Below are 21,532 nucleotides of genomic sequence, written 5' to 3'. Positions count from 1 at the left end.
GGCCAAGGCGTAAGCCTTGGCCTTTTTTAACGTTACAAATACTTACCATTTACAGTCTGCTAATTTGCTATAATAACAATCCAACCAATTACCCCCCCTAGGGATCCCATGTTTAGTTTCAAAAAAAACGTATTAGCAACATCGCTAATAGCGGCATTTACACTTATGTCATCTTCGGCTCAGGCTGTCAGTATTAATGATGAGCTCGATATTGGTGGGGCAGTAAGGGTAAATTATGGTTGGCAAGATTACGCTGATGGTAATGGCACGCTTGAGTTTGAACTGTTTAGAGCTGATGTAAATTACAAATCAGACAGTGGCTTATTTGCCTCAGCCCAATACCGCTGGTATGAGTATATGGATGTGGTACACCATGCTTATATGGGTTATCAATTTGATGAAAACCAAAAGGTGCAAGTGGGCGTCACGCAAGTGCCATTTGGCGTTATGCCAGTGGCTTCTCACTCATTTTGGTTTGGGGCGACTTATTATCTAGGCTTAGAAGATGATTATGATGCCGGTATTCATTATCAATACCAAGGCAATGGCTGGCGTTATGATGCCGCATACTTTGTTAATGATGAGTATGGTGATGGCAGTCGCTTCGATCGTTACTCATTTGATGTTGGCACAACAAAAGAGTCTCCTTATCAAGAAGCCGGCCAATTAAACTTACGCATTGAAAAAACCATAGGTGATGAGTTTAAGAGTAAACTTGGCGCGTCATTTCAATATAGTAATTTAGAATATGTACCAGATGGCTTTGAAAATGCAGCTGAAGGCGAAGATACCACAAGTATTACTGCAGCTGTACATTGGCAGTTAGATTGGCAGCAATGGCAATTACAAACTCAGTATATTCATTATGACTATGATTTAGACAACAGCAACCGCATCACCTTAGCTGCTTTTGCCGCGCCGTTTGAAATTGCCGCTAAAGCCGATGTGGTAACGTTGAACTTATCGCGTCAAATTGATGTGGATTGGGGCCCGATTAGCCAATTAAACTGTTACAACGATTACAGTCAGGTGGTCGCTTCTGGTGAAGGCTTAGATGACTCTATTCAAAATGTCACCGGTTGTATGATTGCTGCCGGTAAGTTTTATTCATATGTCGACTGGATTGCTGGCAAGAATATGTGGTTTGCTGGTGGCGATGGGATTGGCATTGATAATGGTGATACCGCTTGGCATTCACGGCTCAATATTAATGTTGGCTTTTATTTCTAAGCCCAGTGTATCAGTTTGATCTGATACGCTTATTAAAACGTATATGTACTTGTGGCCTGTGTAGTCAAAACTTTTTGTCAAAGTGGCGTTAAAGCAAAAGCCGCAAGTATGATTTACCTTAAATAGATTATTTTAGATATATGTTGGAAAGGAATCAAAATGAACAAACTCTTATTATCAGCAGGCTTAATCGGTTTAAGCTTTAGCGCTTTTTCAACGAATTCAATGGCTAATAGCTGTCCTGAATACCTTAATGTAGAAGCCAGAAAATTACATTCTGAAGATACGGTCGATTTATGTGAGTTAACCGCAGGTAAACCAGTATTAATTGTTAATACCGCCAGTAACTGCGGTTTTACACCGCAATTTAAAGCACTTGAAGCGCTGCATCAGCAATATAAAGATGATTTAGTGGTCATTGGTTTTCCATCGGATGATTTCTTTCAAGAAGAAGATGATGAAGCCAAAACCGCAGATGTGTGTTTTTTAAATTACGGCGTGACATTCACTATGGTGTCGACCTCTGCAGTCAGAGGCAGCGATGTTAACTCGGTATTTTCTTATTTAGGTGAAAAATCAGCAGCGCCTAAATGGAATTTTTATAAATACCTTGTTAGCGCAGACGGTGAAAGTGTGCAGCAATTCAACTCTCGAGTAAAACCAGATAGCGAAGAGTTGAAAAAAGCGATAGAGTCAGTGCTATAAATAATAATATTGCTAATAAAGCATAAGCTTGCAGATAAATTTGCGTGGCTATTATTAGCATGACAAATAGCCGTTATTGGATGATGCCTTAAGTAATAAATATTTAATCGGGCATCATCAATAATCACTTTTCTCGGAGTCAATCTTGTTCAAATTTTCTGGATTAAGTAAAGAAGTCGGCCACAAAACCCGTGGCAAAACCGGTGTGCTGTTAATGAATTTAGGCACCCCTGATGAACCTACCGCCTCAGCCGTTCGTCGCTACCTCGCAGAATTTTTATCTGACCCTCGGGTAGTCGAAATCCCTAAATTAGTGTGGATGTGTATCTTACACGGGATTATTTTAAGAGTGCGCCCAGCAAAATCTGCAGCACTTTACAAAGAAGTGTGGACCAAAGATGGTTCGCCTTTAATGGATATTAGCTTACGTCAACAGGCCAAGCTTGATGCCTTGTTTAAGCAGCACGATGTCGATGCATCAGTGCATTTATCCATGCGTTACGGTAACCCATCAACCCCAAGTGTGTTACAGCAAATGCACAAAGACGGAATTGATAAGATTATTGTTTTACCGCTTTATCCTCAATATGCCGCACCTACCACGGCGTCAGCCTTTGATGCTATTGCCAAAGAGCTATGTAAATGGCGCTATATTCCAGCGCTGCATTTTATTAATACCTACCATGACGATCCTAACTTTATTGATGCATTAGCTAAATCAATTCAAGCGGATTTTGACGCAAATGGAAAACCGGAAAAGCTAGTGTTGTCTTATCACGGTATGCCAGAACGTAATCTGCATTTAGGCGATCCTTACTATTGTTTTTGCGTTAAAAGTACTCGCTTAGTGGTCGAAAAACTAGGTTTGACGGAAGACGAATATGTGATGACCTTCCAATCACGTTTTGGTAAAGCCAAGTGGTTACAGCCTTATACCGATGCCACCATGGAAGCGTTACCAGGCCAAGGCATTACCGATATCGCAGTTGTTTGCCCTGCATTTAGCGCAGACTGCTTAGAAACATTAGAAGAAATAAAAGGTGAGAACCGCGAAGTATTTGAACATGCCGGTGGTAAAAAATTCCGCTACATTGAATGTTTAAATGATAATGATGACCATATCAATATGATGGCCAATCTGGTGAAGCCTTATCTTTAATTAATGCAATGGTGAACAATAAAAAAGGAGTCAGTTGACTCCTTTTTTGTGTCTAGAATTTAAAGCTAGTTATGAATACTGGTTTTCGAAATAGCTTTCGATAATCAGGACTGCAGATACTGCATCAACTTGGCCTTTGGTGAGCTTTTTATAGCCGCCTAATTCAAATAGTCTTGCTTTGGCGTCTGTGGTGGTGAGGCGCTCATCTTGAGTGACCACTTTTACCCCAAAGCGGCCACTAATGCGATTGGCAAATTTTCGCGCCCGCTGAGTCATCTCTTGTTCGGTACCGTCCATATTAAGCGGTAAACCAACAACGACTAAATCAGGTTGCCACTCTTTTAGTACCGCTTCAATTTCATCCCAATTAGGGATGCCATCATTGGCTTTTATGGCCGAAATTGGTGCCGCACTTGACGTGATTTCCTGGCCAACCGCAACACCGATACTTTTGGTGCCAAAATCAAAGCCTAATACTGTTTTAGATTGCATGTTGTTCTCTGGATAATCGTAATAATGAGTATCGACAGTTGCAAAGCCAATTGATTAACTGACAGCAATTGAAGATAAATACTTGGCGTTTATAAACATAAATTGGTGTATTAGCGAGTTTTAAAAGCTTAAGAGTGACCAACTTGTGATGATATTTGCCAAATATCAAAGCCTAATTGTTTGGTGGCTTGAGTCCAAAGCTGATTATAGTCTTGGTTAAAAACGAGTTCGGGTGTGGCTTCAATAGTTAACCAGGTGTTTTCAGCTAACTCTTCTTCTAACTGGTTTTTGCTCCAACCAGCATAGCCTAGAGCGACAATAAATTGTTTTGGCGACTCTTCAGTGCCTAGGGCATTAAGCACATCTCGTGATGTGGTTAGCATGCAAAATTCACTTACGGGCTCACTATTGACCCAATCAGTTTGTGGCGTATGCAATACAAAGCCTCTGTCGGTATCAACTGGGCCGCCTAAAACTACCGATTCTTCAAGGGGTAGGCTTAATTGCACTTTTTTAGCTAAGCCAATTTGCTCTAGCAGCTCATCAATAACGATATTGGTTGGCCGATTGATCATTACGCCCATGGCGCCTTTATCGTTATGCTCGCAAATATAAATGACAGCACGCTCAAAAAAAGACTCATCTAAAGAGGGCATAGCAATTAAAAGATGACCTTGTAAACTGTCCATTATTTATCCTTTTGAAAAACTAGGTGTCAATTTAACATACATACTTAAATGCCCTTAAACCCGAGGTTATGATTTAAGCTTGATTGGCGATTGCTAATACTTAGACTTAGGCAAATACTAATATTGAATGTAAGTATTAGCGTAGGCTTAACCACCAGCGAGTTTGACCGTATAGTTCATTTTCTCTAGCAAGGTTTTGATTTTTTCACGGTCATCAGTTTGCACTTCAATATTGAACTCTTTTACCGTACCCCCACAACCACATTGTTTTTTAAGTTTTTGCGCTAAGGCTTTTAACGCTTTAGCATCAAGCCCAAGCCCTTTAATGATACTAACGCCTTTTCCTTTACGGCCTTTACTGTCTTTATGGATGCGGACAATGCCGTCACCTACTGGAATTTGCTCTGTTGGCTTTTCTTGAGCAATTTTACCGCCATCGGTGCTATAAACTAAAGAAACATTAGGATCAATACGCATAGGTTCACTTGTACTTTAAAATAAATAATCAATACACACAGTTTAACAAACTAACTGAGTTGGCTAAAGCAGCAAACGACCCCTCTAGCGGATAATCTAGCTGTTATCTTATTGGCGAGCACTAAGTGAATTCACTAAGCTCACTCATTAAGTCCATTCACTAAGCTCATTAACTAAGCTCATTAACTAAGCCCATTCACTAGGTAAGAATCATTTTCGCGGTGGTTAAGGCTAAAGCTTGCTGTTAAACATTTAGAAAACTGGCTAAAGCGACTATTGTTAATATTATCAGTTGATGATTATAGTTTAGCTAGGTAAGCTATTTATTAGCCTCATTAAAATGTATTTAATACAGAAACAGCCAGTTTGGGTTGTTATTCGGAGTTATTATGAAAAAGTTATTTGTTGCTGCAGCGGTTTTAGCATTAAGTGCATGTAGTACCTTAAAAACCAATACCGATTTTGATCCAGCTGTTTCATTTGACCAATATAAAACCTACTCTTGGGTCGAAAAGAAAAACCAAGATGCAAGTTATCATCTGGATGGCTTAATGGACCAACGTGTTCGCGATGCTGTTAACAACGAACTTGGGCAAAAAGGCTTAACAAAAGCAGACATTACTGAAGCTGACTTACTGGTTAACTACTTAACTAAAGTCGATAAAAAAATTAATGTCGACACCTTCAATACCAGTTTTGGTTACTACCCATATTATGGTCGTCGTGGCTGGGGCGGAGCAGGGATGAACACCCAAACCACAGTACGTGAATACGAAGTCGGCACCTTAATTGTTGATTTAATCGATAACAAAACCGGCAATTTAGTATGGCGCGGCAGTGTTGCAGATACTATCCGCAATAAAAACACCCCAGAAGAGCGAGTACAAATCATCAACTCGGCGATTTCACAAGTGATGTTGAACTATCCGCCACAGCCTGAAACAAAATAGGCTTTATTATTAGTTGTATTAGTTAAGTTACTCTTTATGATTAAACCGTATCTAATCTTGATACGGTTTTTTATTATTGTTCATTGAAAGCCCCCTTACGACGCCACATAAGTAATACAATTGAACACTTTTGTATCAATTTGCAGCATTTGAAATATTAAATATCAAAAAGCTTTCACTTAGCTTACTGGCTTTGATAAAATACTGCGCTTGGTGATAATGGACGTTACCTTGAATGATATTAAGTGAGTAGAAAATGAAGTCATGGTATTTGTTATATTGTAAGCCGCGCGGTGAAGTTAGAGCGCAACAAAACTTAGCATTACAACAAGTCGAAAGTTACTTACCTATCATTCAAGAAGAGAAAACCTCAAACGGAAAGACCAAACTCGTCGATGTCCCGCTATTCCCATGTTATTTGTTTATCTATTTTGATCCACTAGAAGTCAGTGTAAGCCGTATTCACTCAACTCGCGGTGCAAGTCGCATCATTGGTTGCAGTGAAACAATGACACCGATTGATGAGCGGATTATACAAGCAATAAAAAACAGAGTTTCAGTTCACAAGCCTGATGTTGAAAGTGATTTAATCGCAGGTGATAAAGTTCAGTTTACTGACGGGCCATTTGTAGACTTAGAAGCCATCTTTGAAGAAAAGAATGCCCAAAAACGATGCTTTGTATTGTTTAATATCATGGGGCAACAAAAAAGAATGTGTGTAGATAGTAGTAGCATTAAGAAAATTTAATGAACGCAAAGCGTTAATTTTTTACGTAATAGTGTTGATGTTTTGTTTTAATGCCAGGTTTTTATGTGCAGGAGATTCAGTTTTTTAAAATGACTTATTTAGGTACAAAAAATATAGGGTAACATAACGTGTTTTTACTAAAGGTTGCTATTTAACCATAGTTGCATTTAGTAAAAATAAGTTCGTATAAGTTCGTATAAGTAAGAAGTCAGTATATAGGTTAGCAGTGACTTTTTAGGTTCAATCAAAATTAGAATTTCATTTATTGAAGGGCACGTTAGAAGCCGTAATCTATGGGCGGTAGCGTGCCCGAAGGGCATCCGATGAACAGTTTCATTTGTTTAGCTATAAGCCGAAAATCATTGTCGGGAACAATGATTAACAGCTTCAGCTGGCCCGAAGGGTGAAGTACAGGATGTACTGAATCAGGGCAATGCCCGCCACGCGGATCGGTAGCGTGCCCGAGTTAGAATTAAGCATGATTGCAATCAGTCTAATTAGCAAAAAATGCAAACATCAAAACAAATAACACATATAAGATTATTTTTTTATAATTAATTTTTAGCTCAAATATTCATTTGCTATTATTTACTTGGAGATACATGGTGTTACAGAAGATTAAAATATTCGCAATAGCGGCACTGAGTGCGACTTTAGTTATCAGCGCACCTATTCAAGCTGTAACTCCCTCTCCTCAAATGATAGAGCAGTTTAAATCCTTGCCAGCTTCTGAACAGCAAAGACTTGCTAAGCAGTATGGTATTAGCCCTTCAGTGTTATCGGGGCAAAGCGGTCAATCAAGTCAAATCGCTGAAGCCACGCCAATTCCTGCAAGGCAAGTACAAGCAAAAGAACAGCAAACTAATAATCTCGATTTTGAACAAGAAAGCGAAAAAGCAGAATTAAACTTTTTTGGCTATGACATGTTTGCTGGCGAGCCAACTACATTTGCTCCTATTTCAGATATCCCTGTACCAAGTGACTATGTTGTTGGGCCTGGCGATACACTAAATGTGCAACTTTATGGTAAAGATAATCGTGAATACGCCTTAACAATAGGTCGTGATGGCAATATTCAATTCCCAGAATTGGGGCCTATATCGGTTGTGGGGCTAACGTTTTCTGAATTACGCGAGTATCTAGGCGAGCGAATTCAAAAACAAATGATCGGTATTGAATCAAATATTACCCTAGGTGAATTACGTTCTATTCGCATTTTTATCGCTGGTGATGCCTATAAACCTGGTTCGTATACTGTCTCTAGTTTATCTACCATTACACAAGCTCTGTTTGCAGCTGGTGGCGTAAATGAAATAGGTAGTTTACGTAATATTCAAGTAAAACGTCAGGGGCAGTTAGTTGGTAGCTTTGATTTATATGATCTGCTGCTAAAAGGTGATGCATCGAAAGATATTAATTTACGTTCTGGTGATGTAGTTTTCATTCCATCAGTCGGTGGACGAGTAAGTATTACCGGTGAAATTAGACGTCCGGCCATTTATGAAATTAAGAGCAATGAAACTATTGATGATGTGGTCAAAATGGCTGCAGGTGTTAACCCCGGTGCATATCCCAAGCGAAGCAGCATTGAGCGATATAATCACAACGGTTTAAAAACCATCGTCAATGTTGACTTAACATCAGCAAAAGCAGCTAGCAAGCTAGCGAAAGCGGGTGATTTTATTCGTGTAAAAAGTGCTTCTATGCAATATGAAGATGCAGTAACCCTTGTTGGTGCGGTTGTACGACCTGGTAAGTACCAGTGGTATCAGGGACAGAAGGTTAACGATCTGTTACCTACCATTTGGGGGGATTTAGCCATATCTGCCGATTTGAACTACGCATTAATCATTCGTGAAGTGAACAAGTTTGGTAAAATTGAAGTACTACAATTTTCACCAGGTAAAGCCATTTCGCAGCAGGTTCAGTCAGAAAATATTGCTTTAAGTCCAAGAGATAAAGTCATTTTGTTTAATTATGATGATTCATCGATAAATCGTTATGAATTAAATAAATTAGTTCAAAATAGAGCAAAAAAAATAAAATCATTAAGCAGTGACTCACTTATTGGCAACGACTTATTTAAAGCTGGTTTTAAGTCAATGAATATTGATGCTGCTGGTTCAATGATGCATAAAGCTTCAATCGGTGGAATAGTTATTCCTGGTTCTGATAAGGAACTAAATGAGCAAGAACAACTTATCGGTGATGAAGTCAGTAAAATGTTATCTAATTTATTTGATGACAGAGACTTAATTAAATTAAGTGGCTCAATGAGTCGTGAAGAGTTGTTATTTCCTATTATTAGCAAGTTATCACAGCAAAGTAGCCCTTTAGAAAAAGCTCAAGTAGTTGCCATTTCTGGCAAAGTTAAAAATGGCGGTATATACCCATTAGCAACTAATGCAAAAGTCAGTGATTTACTTGTTGCTGCAGGTGGTTTAGTTGAAGGTGCTTATACAAATAGAGCTGAATTAACCCGAACTGAAAATTCTGATTCGCTTTCAGGCATCAACCATATACACGTCAATATTAATAATGCCATAAATCACCTTCCATCTGATGATTTGTTATTAGAAGGCCGTGATATGTTGGTCGTACTAACAACTCCAGAATGGCAAGAGCGTAAATCGATTGAAATCCGAGGTGAAGTGAAATTTCCTGGGATGTATAACATTCGTAGAGGCGAAACGCTTGCCGATGTTATGCAACGCGCAGGTGGGTTTACTGACTTCGCTTTCCCTACTGCTGCGGTTTTTGTTAGAGAATCAGTAAAGCAACAAGAGCAACTTGAAATTAAGAAGCTTGCTGACCAATTACGTCGTGATATTGCAACCCGTGGTGTGTCGAAAGACGGCACGGTAGTTAATTACTCTGAAGCACAGCTAATGCTTACGGACTTAGAAAATATTCAAGCAGTTGGCCGTTTAGTTGTAGATCTAAATGCAATTCAAGTGGGAATAGAGCAAGCAGATATACAACTTGAAGATAAAGATATTTTGTATGTGCCTACCACGAAACAAATCGTGTCTGTTATGGGCGAAGTACAGCACCCGTCAACTCATAGATTTAAAGAAGGCACGACTTTAGACCAATACTTATCTATGTCAGGTGGCCCAAGAGAACGTGCTGATGACGGTAGAACCTATATCATTAAAGCAGACGGCTCGGTAATGATGCCAAAACAAAGCTTCTGGTTTAGCAGCAAGGCCGCTTTAAGTGCCGGAGATACTGTTATTGTACCGCTTGATACTGAGTACAAAGATAACTTAACCCTTTGGACTCAAGTGACACAAATTGTCTATAACTCTGCGGTTGCATTGGCAACGATTTCAGGCTTGTAAAATTTTGTTTTAAAATCCTAAACCGCGTCAACCAATTAATTACAGGGATAAAAACTAGATTTACAGCCTAAGCTAATACAAAGTAAGCATCGCTGTAAATCTATTAATAACAAACATGAAAAACCAAATACCAAAAAATTACACAGATGCTAATTTTACTTCGACTCCGCAAGTTGTTGCAGATGATGAAATCGATTTACGAGAGCTATTTTCAGTAATTTGGAAAGGCAAATGGTTGATCATTGCAGTAACTGCTGTCTTCGCTGTTGGTTCTGTTTTGTTTGCACTTAGTCAACCAAATACTTATAAATCAGAAGCGCTACTTTCACCGGCAGACGGGGAACAAGGTGGCGGTGGTTTAGCCGCACTTGCTGGACAGTTTGGCGGTCTTGCAAGTATGGCTGGCATCAACCTTGGTGGTGGCGGTGGTGTTGACAAAACTCAAATGGCGATAGAAGTGGTTAAATCACGTCAATTTACCAGTGAGTTTATTCAAAAGCATAATATTCTTGCCGACCTCATGGCGGCTGAAAAATGGGACATGGCATCAGATACACTCGCTTATGATGTAGATATGTTTGATGTTAAAAACAACAAATGGATTCGTGAGGTTAAAGCCCCATTTAAGCCAGAGCCTTCAATGCAGGAAGCCTACAAAGAATTTAATAAAGCTATCGCTATTAATAGTGATAAAGAAACCGGCATGGTGAAAGTGTCGGTAGAGCATTTATCACCATCAGTTGCCCAACAGTGGGTTAAATGGTTAGTAGAAGATATCAACTTAGAAATGAAACAGCGCGATGTGGCAGAAGCTCAGCGCAGTACCGCATTTCTAGAAACTCAGATAGCCCAAACTAATGTTGCAGATATTCGCACGATACTTTACCAGCTAATTGAAGAGCAAACTAAAACTATTATGTTTGCTGAAGTACGTGAAGAATACGTATTTAAAACCATTGACCCAGCATTAGTCCCAGAAGAAAAAGCAGGTCCTAAACGAGCCTTGATTTGTGTATTAGGCACAATGCTAGGCGGCATGTTAGCGGTAATGATTGTTTTAATCAGGCATTTCGTTAGAAAAGAAGATTAAACAAAGAAAAGAAAAAAGAAAAAAATGAGCCTATTGGGACTGTTTTGATAAAAAGCATGAAACCTAGGCTCTGCAAGGGATAGCGACAGTTAGACTGTCTCAAAATGGATAGAATGTGTCTCAGCTTGGTTTTAAAGGCTGAGATTGGAAAGTGCGAACATTCAGTAATATTTAATATATAAAAGATCATCATGCTCCCTTTAGAAACATTTAAACTGTAATTCAATCGACTCCGCTAGTGTCAATCGATCTGATTGTGCGTAATTCCAAAGGCAATATATTATTAGGTAAACGTACCAACCGTCCCGCTAAAGGGAATTGGTTTGTTCCTGGTGGGAGAGTGCTAAAAGATGAATCATTGGAGGATGCTTTTAACCGTCTCATTCAAGTTGAATTAGGCATTTTTAATACTACTTCAAGTTTTAAAGGTGTTTATCAGCATTTTTATGATGATAATTTTTCAGAAGATTTGTTTACAACTCACTATATAGTGCTTGCCTATGAGGTTGAATTTGAAGGTGATTTAGCCTCGCTGCCGATAGAGCAGCACGCTGAGTATAAGTGGTTCGACGAAAATGATTTATTGGTAAATGACAAAGTACATATACACACAAAATGGTACTTCCAAAAAGATAAACAAGCAGATAAGCCATTTAAGTAATTACTGAGCTTAACTTTAAACCTTAGATTGGAAAAATTATGATTACCCCCGTTATTATGGCTGGCGGCAATGGCAGTCGCCTCTGGCCCCTTTCGCGCTCTTTATATCCTAAACAATTCTTAAGTGTAACCGGTGACCAGTCAATGCTACAGCAAACTGTTGCCCGTTTGTCAGATATAGAACGTTCATCACCAGTTTTGATCTGTAATGAAGAGCATCGTTTTATCGCTGCTGAGCAAATGCGTCTCGGTGGTTATAATCACGGCGGTATTATTCTAGAACCTGTTGGACGAAATACTGCACCAGCTATAGCACTCGCTGCATTACAAGCAATAAACAATGCCGTTGATGGTGAAGAGCCTATCTTATTAGTATTAGCAGCTGATCATTTAATAGAAAATGAGCAAGCTTTTAAAGACTCAGTAGATAAAGCACTACCTTTTGCTGAAAATGGTAAGTTAGTTACTTTTGGAATAGTTCCTACCTCACCGGAAACTGGCTATGGATATATTAAATCTGGCTTTCAAGACGGCAGTGCGTATTCAGTAAGTGAATTTGTTGAAAAGCCTGATTTAGCCACTGCAAAAGAATACTTAGCTTCTAAAAATTACTACTGGAACAGTGGTATGTTTTTGTTTAAAGCTAGTCGATATCTTGAAGAGCTAGAATTATTTTCTCCAGAAATATTGGATATTTGCAGACGAGCGATAGCTAAAACCACGCAGGACTTGGAATTTATTCGCGTTGATAAGGAAGTCTTTGCAGCTTGCCCAGATGATTCTATTGATTATGCTGTAATGGAAAAAACAACTGCAGCAATGGTTGTACCAATGGATGCAGGTTGGAGTGATGTTGGGTCATTCGCAGCGTTGTGGGATGTATCAGAAAAAGATCAGAATCAGAACGTTATTAAAGGTGATGTCATTACTGCGGATTCTAGCAATAACTATATCTATGCGGAAAATAAATTAGTTACAACTGTTGGCGTAGATAATTTAGTAATTGTTGAAACTAAAGATGCAATTTTAGTTGCAAGCAAAGATAAAGTACAAGATGTCAAAAATATCGTGAACGAATTAAAAAAATCAGGACGTAGTGAGTTTAAACTGCATCGTGAAGTTTATCGTCCGTGGGGAAAATACGATTCTATTGATATAGGGCAACGTGATCAAGTTAAGCGTATTACCGTTAAACCCGGCGCAAAGTTGTCAATTCAGATGCATCACCACAGAGCAGAACATTGGATCGTCGTATCAGGCACTGCAAAAGTAACAAATGGTGATGAGACTATATTGCTTACTGAAAACGAATCTACTTATATACCGATTGGTCAAGTTCATGCATTAGAAAATCCTGGCGTTCTTCCATTAGAGCTGATTGAAGTGCAGTCAGGCTCATATCTCGGAGAGGATGATATTGTGCGTTTTGAAGATCGTTATGGTCGGGTATAAAGGATTAAAATGTCCATAAATTCTAAGTTAGTCAGTGCGACAGTGTTGGCTGAAAGTGGTGTTGCTTTTGGAACGAGTGGTGCTCGTGGCTTAGTGACGCAATTTACCGCTGATGTGTGTGCTGCTTTTACTGTTGCATTCACACAGTGTATGAAGCGTAACTTCAGCTTCCAAACAATAGCTATAGCGATAGATAATCGTCCTAGCAGCTATGTGATGGCAAAAGCTTGTGCAGCAGCACTGCAACAGCTAGGTATAGAAACAGTCTATTACGGTGTTACACCGACGCCGGCTCTAGCATATGTTGCAATGGAAGATCGTATTCCTGCCATTATGGTAACGGGTAGCCATATTCCGTTCGACCGAAATGGCCTTAAGTTTTATCGCCCCGATGGTGAAATAAGTAAAGCTGATGAAATAGAGATCTTGACAGAAAAAGCAGCATTTTCTGCACTTACAGATTTACCTGAATTAGTAAATGATAATCGAGCGACAGAAGAATACATTGAACGTTACACTTCGCTGTTTGATACCGCATGGCTAACTGGTAAACGCATCGGAATTTATGAGCACTCAAGTGCAGGTCGTGATCTTTACTACCGTATTTTTGAAAAGTTAGGTGCTGAGGTTGTTTCGTTAGGGCGAAGCGATGAGTTTGTCCCTATTGATACGGAAGCTGTATCAGAAGAAGATCAAGCTAGAGCACTTGAATGGTCTAAAGAATATGACCTAGATGCTGTTTTCTCAACTGATGGCGATGGGGACCGTCCGTTGATTTCTGACGAAAAGGGAAACTGGTTACGTGGAGACATTCTTGGTTTATTAACTGCCGATGAATTAAATATCGAAGCCTTGACTGTGCCTGTCAGTTGTAATACAGCAATTGAAAAAAGTCAAAAATTTAAATATGTAGAAAGAACCAAAATTGGCTCACCGTATGTAATAGCTGAATTCATAAATTTAGCTAAGAACTTTAATTCTGTAGCTGGTTTTGAAGCTAACGGTGGCTTTCTGCTCGGAAGTGACATGTTGTTTAATGGCCAAATACTAAAAGCTCTACCTACAAGAGATGCTGTTCTTCCTGCAATAATGTTATTATCTGCGGCGAATAACGACAATATATCTAATTTGGTAAGTAAACTCCCGAATCGGTTTACGTATAGTGACCGCATCCAAAATTTTCCCACTGAAAAAAGCAAAATAATTATAGAAAAAGGTAAAACGAACCCGGGTGCGTTACTAATAGTATTAGGCCTGGGAAATGAAGCAATTAAGAGCATTAATTATACTGATGGGTTAAGAATAACATTAATGAATGGATTGATAGTACATCTGCGCCCATCAGGTAATGCGCCGGAATTACGCTGCTATGTTGACGCTGATAATTCTATAACTGCCAAGGACAGTGTGGTTCAAAGCTTAAAGAATTTAGAAAAATATCAAATTAGAAACTTTGAGCAATTGTAAGAAGTTTTACAAGTATCTGTTGCTAACTAACTAAGAATATAGAGTTATTTATGAAAATTTTGGTCACAGGCGGAGCTGGTTTCATTGGATCAGCAGTAGTGCGTCATATCATCAATAATACGCAAGATAGTGTTATCAATGTCGACAAGTTAACTTATGCCGGTAACCTAGAGTCGTTAGTGAGTATTGAGTCAAGTGAGCGTTATGTTTTCGAGCAAGTTGATATTTGTGACCGTGCTGAATTAGACAGAGCCTTTACACAGTGCCGGCCTGACGCCGTAATGCACTTGGCGGCAGAGTCACACGTTGACCGCTCAATCACGGGACCAGCTGACTTTATTCAAACTAATATTGTTGGTACATACACTCTTCTAGAAGCTACAAGAGCATATTGGAACACATTATCTGAAGATGCTAAGAAAGCATTCCGTTTCCACCATATATCTACCGATGAAGTCTATGGTGATTTACCACACCCTGACGATATTGAAGGTGGCACAGAGCCTTCTGCAGGTAAAGAGCCTTTAGCTAATAAAGTGTTACCGCTATTTACCGAAACGACATCATACGAACCTTCTAGCCCGTACTCAGCATCTAAGGCTAGTTCAGACCATCTTGTTCGTGCTTGGTTAAGAACCTATGGTTTACCAACAATAGTGACCAACTGTTCAAATAATTATGGACCATACCACTTCCCTGAAAAGCTGATTCCATTGGTGATTCTAAATGCATTAGAAGGGAAACAATTACCTATCTACGGTAAAGGCGATCAAATTCGAGATTGGTTATATGTTGAAGATCACGCAAGAGCACTTTATAAAGTTGTGACTGAAGGTGTTGTTGGTGAAACCTACAATATTGGTGGTCATAACGAAAAGCAGAACATAGAAGTTGTTCAAACCATTTGCTCTATTTTAGATTCTTTAGTGCCTAAAGAAACAAAGTATAACGAACAAATTACTTATGTTACTGATAGACCTGGGCACGACAGACGTTATGCCATTGATTCAAGTAAAATGCAGCGAGAGCTAGGTTGGACACCACTAGAAACTTTTGAAACAGGTCTGAGAAAGACAATTAAATGGTATTTGACTAACCAAGAGTGGTGTCAACATGTGCAAGATGGCAGTTATCAACGTGAACGTCTAGGTGTAGAGCCAACAACTGTAAAGGGTGAAGCGTAATGAAAGGTATTGTATTAGCAGGGGGGAGTGGAACTCGTTTATATCCGCTGACTCGTGGTGTATCAAAGCAGCTTCTTCCAATTTACGACAAACCAATGGTGTTTTATCCTATATCTACATTAATGTTGGCAGGCATTAAAGATATTCTAATCATTACTACCCCTGAAGATAATGCGGGCTTTAAGCGTTTATTGGGTGATGGATCTGATTTTGGTATTAACCTTGAGTACGCTATTCAACCAAGTCCTGATGGCTTAGCACAAGCGTTTATCATTGGTGAAGAGTTTATTGGTGATGATAGTGTTTGTTTAGTACTTGGCGATAACATTTTCTATGGTCAGTCTTTTTCAAGTACTTTAAAAAATGCTGCTTCGCGTGAATCAGGAGCAACTGTTTTTGGCTACCAAGTGAAAGATCCAGAGCGCTTTGGTGTGGTTGAGTTCGATGAAGATATGAAAGCAGTATCTATCGAAGAGAAACCTGAGGCACCAAAATCAAACTATGCTGTTACAGGTCTTTATTTCTACGATAACCGCGTTGTTGAAATGGCTAAGCAAGTAAAGCCTTCTCATCGTGGTGAGCTTGAAATTACTACTTTGAATGAAATGTATCTTAATGATGGGTTATTAAACGTTGAATTATTAGGTCGTGGCTTCGCTTGGTTAGATACTGGCACTCATGAAAGCCTTCATGAAGCCTCTTCTTTCGTTCAAACAATTGAGAATGTTCAAGGCCTAAAAGTTGCTTGCCTTGAAGAGATTGCATGGCGTAATGGTTGGCTGAGTGATGAGCAGGTACTAACACTTGCCAAGCCTATGATGAAGAATGAATACGGTCAGTATTTGACTCGGTTAGTAAATGAAAAGCAGAAAAAGGCTATGAGTTAATGAGAGTACTAATTACAGGATGTTATGGACAAGTCGGTAATAGCCTGACAGAGCAACTAGCTAATGACGCGAATACAGAAGTATTAGCGCTTGATAGAGACAGCCTTGATATTACTGATGAAGATGCTGTTAATGCAGCTGTTATCAAGTTTAAACCTACGATAATTATTAATGCTGCAGCGCATACCGCAGTTGATAAAGCAGAAGATGAAGTTGAACTTTCCTATGCGATTAACCGTGATGGCCCGAAATATTTAGCACGTGCGGCAAAGGACGTAGGCGCCACAATACTCCATATTTCAACTGATTATGTTTTTGAAGGCAATAAACTTAGTGAGTATGCTGAAAGTGACATTACAAACCCGCAAGGAGTTTATGGCTCCAGTAAATTAGCAGGGGAAGTAGCTGTAGCGGAAACGTGCGATAAACATATCATTCTTCGCACAGCTTGGGTGTTTGGTGAGAACGGCAATAACTTTGTTAAAACCATGCTGCGCCTAGCTGCTACTCGAGACGCATTGAATATTGTAGGGGACCAGTTTGGTGGGCCAACCTACGCTGGTGATATTGCTAACGCGTTAATTAAAATCGCTAAGTGCATTACTCAAGGTGATGCTATCGAATATGGCGTTTATCATTTCTCGGGTTTGCCCCATGTTAGTTGGTACGAGTTTGCAGCAACTATTTTTGATACAGCACTCGAAAAAGGCGTTATTACGCAAAAGCCTAGCTTAAGCAGCATCACAACCGAGCAATACCCTACGCCAGCAAAGCGCCCGAATAACTCTCGTTTAAGCACTGATAAAATTACCAATACATTCTCAATTGAAGCAAGTAATTGGAAGAAAGCATTAACTGATATAGAAGCTTATGCAGGATAAAAAATGAAAGTAATAGATACCCGTATTCCTGAAGTGAAAATTATAGAGCCAAATGTGTTTGGTGATGAACGAGGTTTCTTTATGGAAACCTGGAATCAAAAGCAATTTGAAGAACTTGTGACAGGTAAACCTACACAATTTGTGCAAGACAATCATTCAAAATCCAAGAAAGGAACTTTGCGTGGTCTACATTATCAGACTGAAAATACTCAAGGGAAACTAGTTCGTGTAGTTTCTGGAGAAGTATTTGACGTAGCGGTTGATATTCGAAAAGGCTCTTCAACTTTCGGGCAATGGGTTGGGGAATATCTTTCGGCAGATAATAGACGGCAACTTTGGGTTCCGGAAGGTTTTGCTCATGGATTTTATGTGACAAGTGATGAAGCAGAATTTGTCTACAAATGCACAGATTACTATACTCCGCAAGCAGAGCATTGCATTATTTGGAGTGACCCTGATCTTAGAATTAAATGGCCTATTATAGATAGACTTCTTGTGTCAGAAAAAGACTCAAAAGGTCAAAAATTTGAAATATTGATGATTTAAGATGAATAAAAATATTTTAAATAATGTTTTAGCGACTATTTTAGGCGTATTTAGCCCTATTATTATTATGCCAATATTAATAGCAGATATGTCTCTTGAACGATATGGAGATTATGTTGCTCTCATATCCTTAATTGCTTTGATAAATGTATTTTCTGATTTAGGATTAGGAATGTATTTGCCAAAAGAAATTGCAGTTAATCACGAAAATAGTAATACTGTGTGTAAGTTAATTGTAGCATTCATTGCCATTAAGTCGTTATTTTTTCTTGTTTCTATAATAGCAATTTTCCTTTTGGTAAATGATTCATTTACAGCTTTATTGTTAATGATATATTGTTTTTTCTCAAGTTTAAATTTAACCCCAATTCTTAACGGGCTTGAAGAATATGCATTTGGTGCTAAGTTACTGTTGTTCGTTAAAATAATTAATATAGCTCTTGTTGTGTCATTAGACTTTTCTAGTTCTGGAATAGAAAAGGCGATTTTTATACAGTGCGTTATATCTTTGTTTATTTTCTTTAGTCAATGTATATTCATTTGTACAAAGCACTATTTTTATAGGACAAAAATCACCTTTGGCTTTGTTCAAGATACTATAAGAAATGCATATGCATTTTTTCTTTCTAGGTTGTTGGTTAACATATATCAGCGTTCGAGTGTATATATTATCTCTCTATTTCTTTCTGCAAATTTGGTCGCTATATATTCTATCGGGTTCCAGTTGTATCAAGTTGGTCAGGCAATTATTGGAGCTATTTCTAGGGTGTTATATACGTCGACCGTGAAAACGAAAAAAATATCACAAATTGTAAATAAAACAAAAGTAACAGTAGTAATTTATTTTTTAATCTTGCCTATAGTTGTAATATACGGTGATTTTATTTTAGGCTTATTATTTACATTTAAGGTAGATGAGTTACATGTAATATCAATAATCTTGTTTTTATCAATATTCCCCTTAACTATATCCTCATATTGGGGGTATCCGGCATTGGTGCCGTTTGGTAGGGAGAATGAAGCACATTATGGGATATTATTATCATCTATTTCATACTATTTTTCTTTGGCTGTTTTGTACGCGACTTCAAACATCACTCTTTATAGTGTAGTCGTATGCATTTTCATAGCCGATTTTGTTGGAATGATCGCTAGATTGTATTATGTGCGAACCATGGTTCATGATTTAAATTTATTAGATTCAAATATTGGAATGAAAAATGAAAGATAAAGTAAAAATTGGTCTGTTGTGGCATAATCTTAATTCTGAAAATTATGGTGTAGGTGCTCTTGCTATTGCGCATATTAATATGCTTGTAGAAGTGTGCAAGAAAAATTCACTTAAAGCAGAGTTTTTAAGTATTGGTACACCAAGCATTGACGGTTTATGCATTCAGCAAAAGCTTGAGAGCCATCTTGATGTAAGAATAAAACAAAAAAACTTTAGCGTAAAAGGCATGGCTAAGGGGCTTTTTACTAACAGTGAAGAATATTCTTGTGATATATATTTCGACCTAGGTGAGGGCGATAGCTTTACTGACATATATGGGGGCAGAAGATTTTTCAATCTTTCCATGAGTAAAGTGTTCATTTTATTAAGAAGAAAGGAATTGGTTTTATCACCCCAAACTTACGGTCCATATAAATCAAAACTTACAAGCTTTTTATCAGAAATCATTTTGAAAAAATGTAAGACGATTTTTTCTAGAGATTATAAATCTACAGTAATTCTAAATAAAATGAATGTTAATTCAGTTGAAGTTGCTGATGTTGCATTTTCGTTACCTTATGATTCAAGAGAACCTAAGTCTAATAGTATCGGATTAAATGTTTCTGGTCTTTTGTGGAATGGTGGATACACAGGGAACAATCAGTTTGGTTTGGCTGGGGAATATAAGTCATTGATTATTGATGTTATTAACTGGTTTGTTTCTGAAGGAAAGAGTGTGCATCTAATATCACATGTTATTAGTGATAAATTAGTAGTAGAAGATGATTACCGAGCTTGTAAACATATCAAAGATGTTATTTTTACTGATTGTGACCATGTGATTTTAGCTCCAAAATTTAAAGAACCGATGGAAGCTAAGTCTTATATTTCAAGCATGAAATTCTTCATGGGTTCTAGAATGCATGCAACAATAGCAGCTTTATCTTCAGGTGTTCCTGTATTACCACTTGCTTACAGTCGAAAGTTTGAAGGTGTATTTGGAAGTATTGGTTATAATTATAATATTAACCTGCATGAACGAACAAATGACGAGTGTATAGCTAGTATTAAAGAATGCTTTTCCAATGTGGACAAAATTTATGAAAACGTAAGTATATCAAGACAAAATGCCTTGAGTAGTAATAGTGTGTATAAGGATGAGCTTGATAAGGTGTTTAAAAATGCGTTTAAATAAAGTTGTAAACAATAAATTATGCACAGGCTGCGGCCTTTGTACTGATAATGCAATGGAAATAGATAAAGAAGGCTATATTAGACCTGGAAGTAACCTAATTGATGACGAATTATCTAGAAAATCCTGTCCAGGAATAAATATTGCTCATTATAATAATGAGAAATACGATCCAACATGGGGGCCAATAAAAGATGTTTTTACTGGTTACAGTAATAATAGTGAAGTACTGAAACTTGGCTCATCTGGTGGTGGGATAACAAGTTTGCTATTAGAACTTATAAGTAATGGATTAGTAGATCATGTTATTCAGGTCGGTGTAAGTGAAAATAACCCGATTGTTAATGAAACGAAAATAAGTACTACATTTGAGGATATAATAGCCTGTACTGGATCGAGGTACTCTCCTTCTTCTCCGTTAGATGCGATAAGAAGTGTGTTAAATAATGATAAAGTTTATGGAATAGTAGGCAAACCTTGTGACATTGCGGCAGTGCGGGCAATGATAGCGGAAGATAAATCGTTAGAGGCAAAGTTTCCGTATTTAATATCTTTCTTCTGTGCGGGGGTACCTAGTTTAAATGGTACTCAAGAAATTTTGAGCAAGTTAAAAGTCAAGCCAGAGGATTTAATTTCATTTAGGTATAGAGGAGATGGCTGGCCCGGTCTTACAAAAGCGATTACAAAAAATGGCCTTGAAAAGACTATGACTTATAATGAAAGTTGGGGAAGTATCTTAAATCGTCACCTCCAGTCTAGATGTAAAATATGTGCTGATGGCATTGGTGAGGCTGCGGATATAGTGTGTGCAGATGCTTGGCATGAGAATGATAAAGATGGCTATCCAAGTTTTGAAGAAGCAAATGGTAGAAGTTTATTCGTTACTCGTACAAAGAAAGGTGAAGAACTATTAGATATGGCTGTGATGTCTGGAAATATGACTGTAAGTAAATACCAGATTGCAAACTTACAAAATATACAGCCTTATCAAGAAAAAAGGAAAAAGTTATCCTTTTTTAGGCATTTAGCATTAAGAATAATGGGGAGACCAGTTACTACTTTTAAAGGTTATAACTTATTCCATTTAGGGGTAAGAAACTTATCCATTATGGCGTTAAGGGATTTTATAGGTACAATAAAAAGAGTTTGGCAAGGACGTTTGTGAATAA

At 38.2% G+C, this 21,532-nt stretch carries 20 protein-coding genes; 17 read left to right on the top strand and 3 right to left on the bottom strand.

The annotated features are described in order from the left end of the window. Positions 1-108 precede the first annotated feature (108 nt). From BCU94_RS04760 to hemH, 3 genes are all read left to right on the top strand, one after another. A complete protein-coding gene (locus BCU94_RS04760) occupies positions 109-1,230 on the top strand; it encodes a hypothetical protein (RefSeq protein WP_102475767.1) in 1,122 nt (373 codons plus the stop codon). 159 nt (positions 1,231-1,389) lie between these two features. Further along, positions 1,390-1,935, top strand: a complete 546-nt coding sequence (locus tag BCU94_RS04755) for a glutathione peroxidase (protein ID WP_102475766.1) — start codon at positions 1,390-1,392, stop codon at positions 1,933-1,935. A gap of 145 nt (positions 1,936-2,080) precedes the next feature. Further along, on the top strand, positions 2,081-3,094 hold the full coding sequence (gene hemH / locus BCU94_RS04750) for a ferrochelatase (protein ID WP_102475765.1): 1,014 nt from the start codon (positions 2,081-2,083) through the stop codon (positions 3,092-3,094). A gap of 69 nt (positions 3,095-3,163) precedes the next feature. On the opposite strand, the gene ruvX is transcribed toward hemH, so the two are convergent. The 3 genes from ruvX to yciH all read right to left on the bottom strand — a co-directional run bounded on the left by ruvX (position 3,164) and on the right by yciH (position 4,752). Further along, the gene (ruvX, locus tag BCU94_RS04745) at positions 3,164-3,586 is read right to left on the bottom strand and encodes a Holliday junction resolvase RuvX (RefSeq protein ID WP_102440617.1); all 423 of its coding nucleotides are present in this window, start codon (positions 3,584-3,586) and stop codon (positions 3,164-3,166) included. A 128-nt stretch (positions 3,587-3,714) separates the two neighbouring features. Beyond that, complete coding sequence (locus tag BCU94_RS04740; protein ID WP_102440616.1) at positions 3,715-4,275, bottom strand: YqgE/AlgH family protein; 561 nt, start codon at positions 4,273-4,275, stop codon at positions 3,715-3,717. Positions 4,276-4,422: 147 nt separating this feature from the next. Then, on the bottom strand, positions 4,423-4,752 hold the full coding sequence (yciH, locus tag BCU94_RS04735) for a stress response translation initiation inhibitor YciH (RefSeq protein WP_102440615.1): 330 nt from the start codon (positions 4,750-4,752) through the stop codon (positions 4,423-4,425). Positions 4,753-5,141: 389 nt separating this feature from the next. On the opposite strand from yciH, the gene BCU94_RS04730 reads away from it, so the two are divergent. The 14 genes from BCU94_RS04730 (at position 5,142) to BCU94_RS04665 (ending at position 21,528) form a co-directional block, all read left to right on the top strand. Next, entirely contained in the window at positions 5,142-5,702 is a 561-nt protein-coding gene (locus tag BCU94_RS04730) for a DUF4136 domain-containing protein (RefSeq protein ID WP_102475764.1), read from the top strand. 256 nt (positions 5,703-5,958) lie between these two features. After that, positions 5,959-6,450: a transcription/translation regulatory transformer protein RfaH gene (rfaH, locus tag BCU94_RS04725; RefSeq protein ID WP_102475763.1), complete on the top strand. Its 492-nt coding sequence runs from the start codon at positions 5,959-5,961 to the stop codon at positions 6,448-6,450. Positions 6,451-7,052: 602 nt separating this feature from the next. Further along, complete coding sequence (locus tag BCU94_RS04720) at positions 7,053-9,794, top strand: SLBB domain-containing protein (protein ID WP_102475762.1); 2,742 nt, start codon at positions 7,053-7,055, stop codon at positions 9,792-9,794. 115 nt (positions 9,795-9,909) lie between these two features. After that, positions 9,910-10,884 (top strand): Wzz/FepE/Etk N-terminal domain-containing protein, encoded by a 975-nt coding sequence (locus tag BCU94_RS04715; RefSeq protein ID WP_102475761.1) that lies wholly within the window; start codon positions 9,910-9,912, stop codon positions 10,882-10,884. A gap of 238 nt (positions 10,885-11,122) precedes the next feature. Beyond that, the gene (locus BCU94_RS04710) at positions 11,123-11,545 is read left to right on the top strand and encodes a GDP-mannose mannosyl hydrolase (protein ID WP_347231948.1); all 423 of its coding nucleotides are present in this window, start codon (positions 11,123-11,125) and stop codon (positions 11,543-11,545) included. A 38-nt stretch (positions 11,546-11,583) separates the two neighbouring features. Then, on the top strand, positions 11,584-12,996 hold the full coding sequence (locus BCU94_RS04705) for a mannose-1-phosphate guanylyltransferase/mannose-6-phosphate isomerase (RefSeq protein WP_102475759.1): 1,413 nt from the start codon (positions 11,584-11,586) through the stop codon (positions 12,994-12,996). Positions 12,997-13,005: 9 nt separating this feature from the next. Beyond that, complete coding sequence (locus BCU94_RS04700) at positions 13,006-14,463, top strand: phosphomannomutase (RefSeq protein WP_102475758.1); 1,458 nt, start codon at positions 13,006-13,008, stop codon at positions 14,461-14,463. Between the two features lie 50 nt (positions 14,464-14,513). Further along, entirely contained in the window at positions 14,514-15,647 is a 1,134-nt protein-coding gene (gene rfbB / locus BCU94_RS04695) for a dTDP-glucose 4,6-dehydratase (RefSeq protein WP_102475757.1), read from the top strand. After that, complete coding sequence (gene rfbA / locus BCU94_RS04690; protein ID WP_102475756.1) at positions 15,647-16,534, top strand: glucose-1-phosphate thymidylyltransferase RfbA; 888 nt, start codon at positions 15,647-15,649, stop codon at positions 16,532-16,534. The genes rfbB and rfbA overlap by 1 nt, the downstream gene beginning before the upstream one ends. After that, on the top strand, positions 16,534-17,415 hold the full coding sequence (rfbD, locus tag BCU94_RS04685; RefSeq protein WP_102475755.1) for a dTDP-4-dehydrorhamnose reductase: 882 nt from the start codon (positions 16,534-16,536) through the stop codon (positions 17,413-17,415). Before rfbA ends, rfbD begins: the two co-directional genes overlap by 1 nt. Positions 17,416-17,418: 3 nt before the next feature. After that, positions 17,419-17,961: a dTDP-4-dehydrorhamnose 3,5-epimerase gene (gene rfbC / locus BCU94_RS04680; protein WP_102475754.1), complete on the top strand. Its 543-nt coding sequence runs from the start codon at positions 17,419-17,421 to the stop codon at positions 17,959-17,961. A gap of 1 nt (position 17,962) precedes the next feature. Further along, positions 17,963-19,192: an oligosaccharide flippase family protein gene (locus BCU94_RS04675; protein ID WP_102475753.1), complete on the top strand. Its 1,230-nt coding sequence runs from the start codon at positions 17,963-17,965 to the stop codon at positions 19,190-19,192. Continuing rightward, positions 19,182-20,366, top strand: a complete 1,185-nt coding sequence (locus BCU94_RS04670; protein WP_102475752.1) for a polysaccharide pyruvyl transferase family protein — start codon at positions 19,182-19,184, stop codon at positions 20,364-20,366. Before BCU94_RS04675 ends, BCU94_RS04670 begins: the two co-directional genes overlap by 11 nt. Continuing rightward, positions 20,353-21,528 carry a Coenzyme F420 hydrogenase/dehydrogenase, beta subunit C-terminal domain gene (locus BCU94_RS04665; RefSeq protein WP_198590852.1) on the top strand — a complete coding sequence of 392 codons (1,176 nt, stop codon included), beginning with the start codon at positions 20,353-20,355 and terminating at the stop codon, positions 21,526-21,528. The genes BCU94_RS04670 and BCU94_RS04665 overlap by 14 nt, the downstream gene beginning before the upstream one ends. Positions 21,529-21,532 lie beyond the last annotated feature (4 nt).

The sequence above is a fragment of the Shewanella sp. 10N.286.52.C2 genome (genome assembly GCF_002874545.1).
In the GTDB taxonomy this organism is placed as follows: Bacteria; Pseudomonadota; Gammaproteobacteria; order Enterobacterales; family Shewanellaceae; genus Shewanella.
Note: the sequence above shows the minus strand (reverse complement) of the source record. Positions and strands in the feature narration are given on the sequence as shown.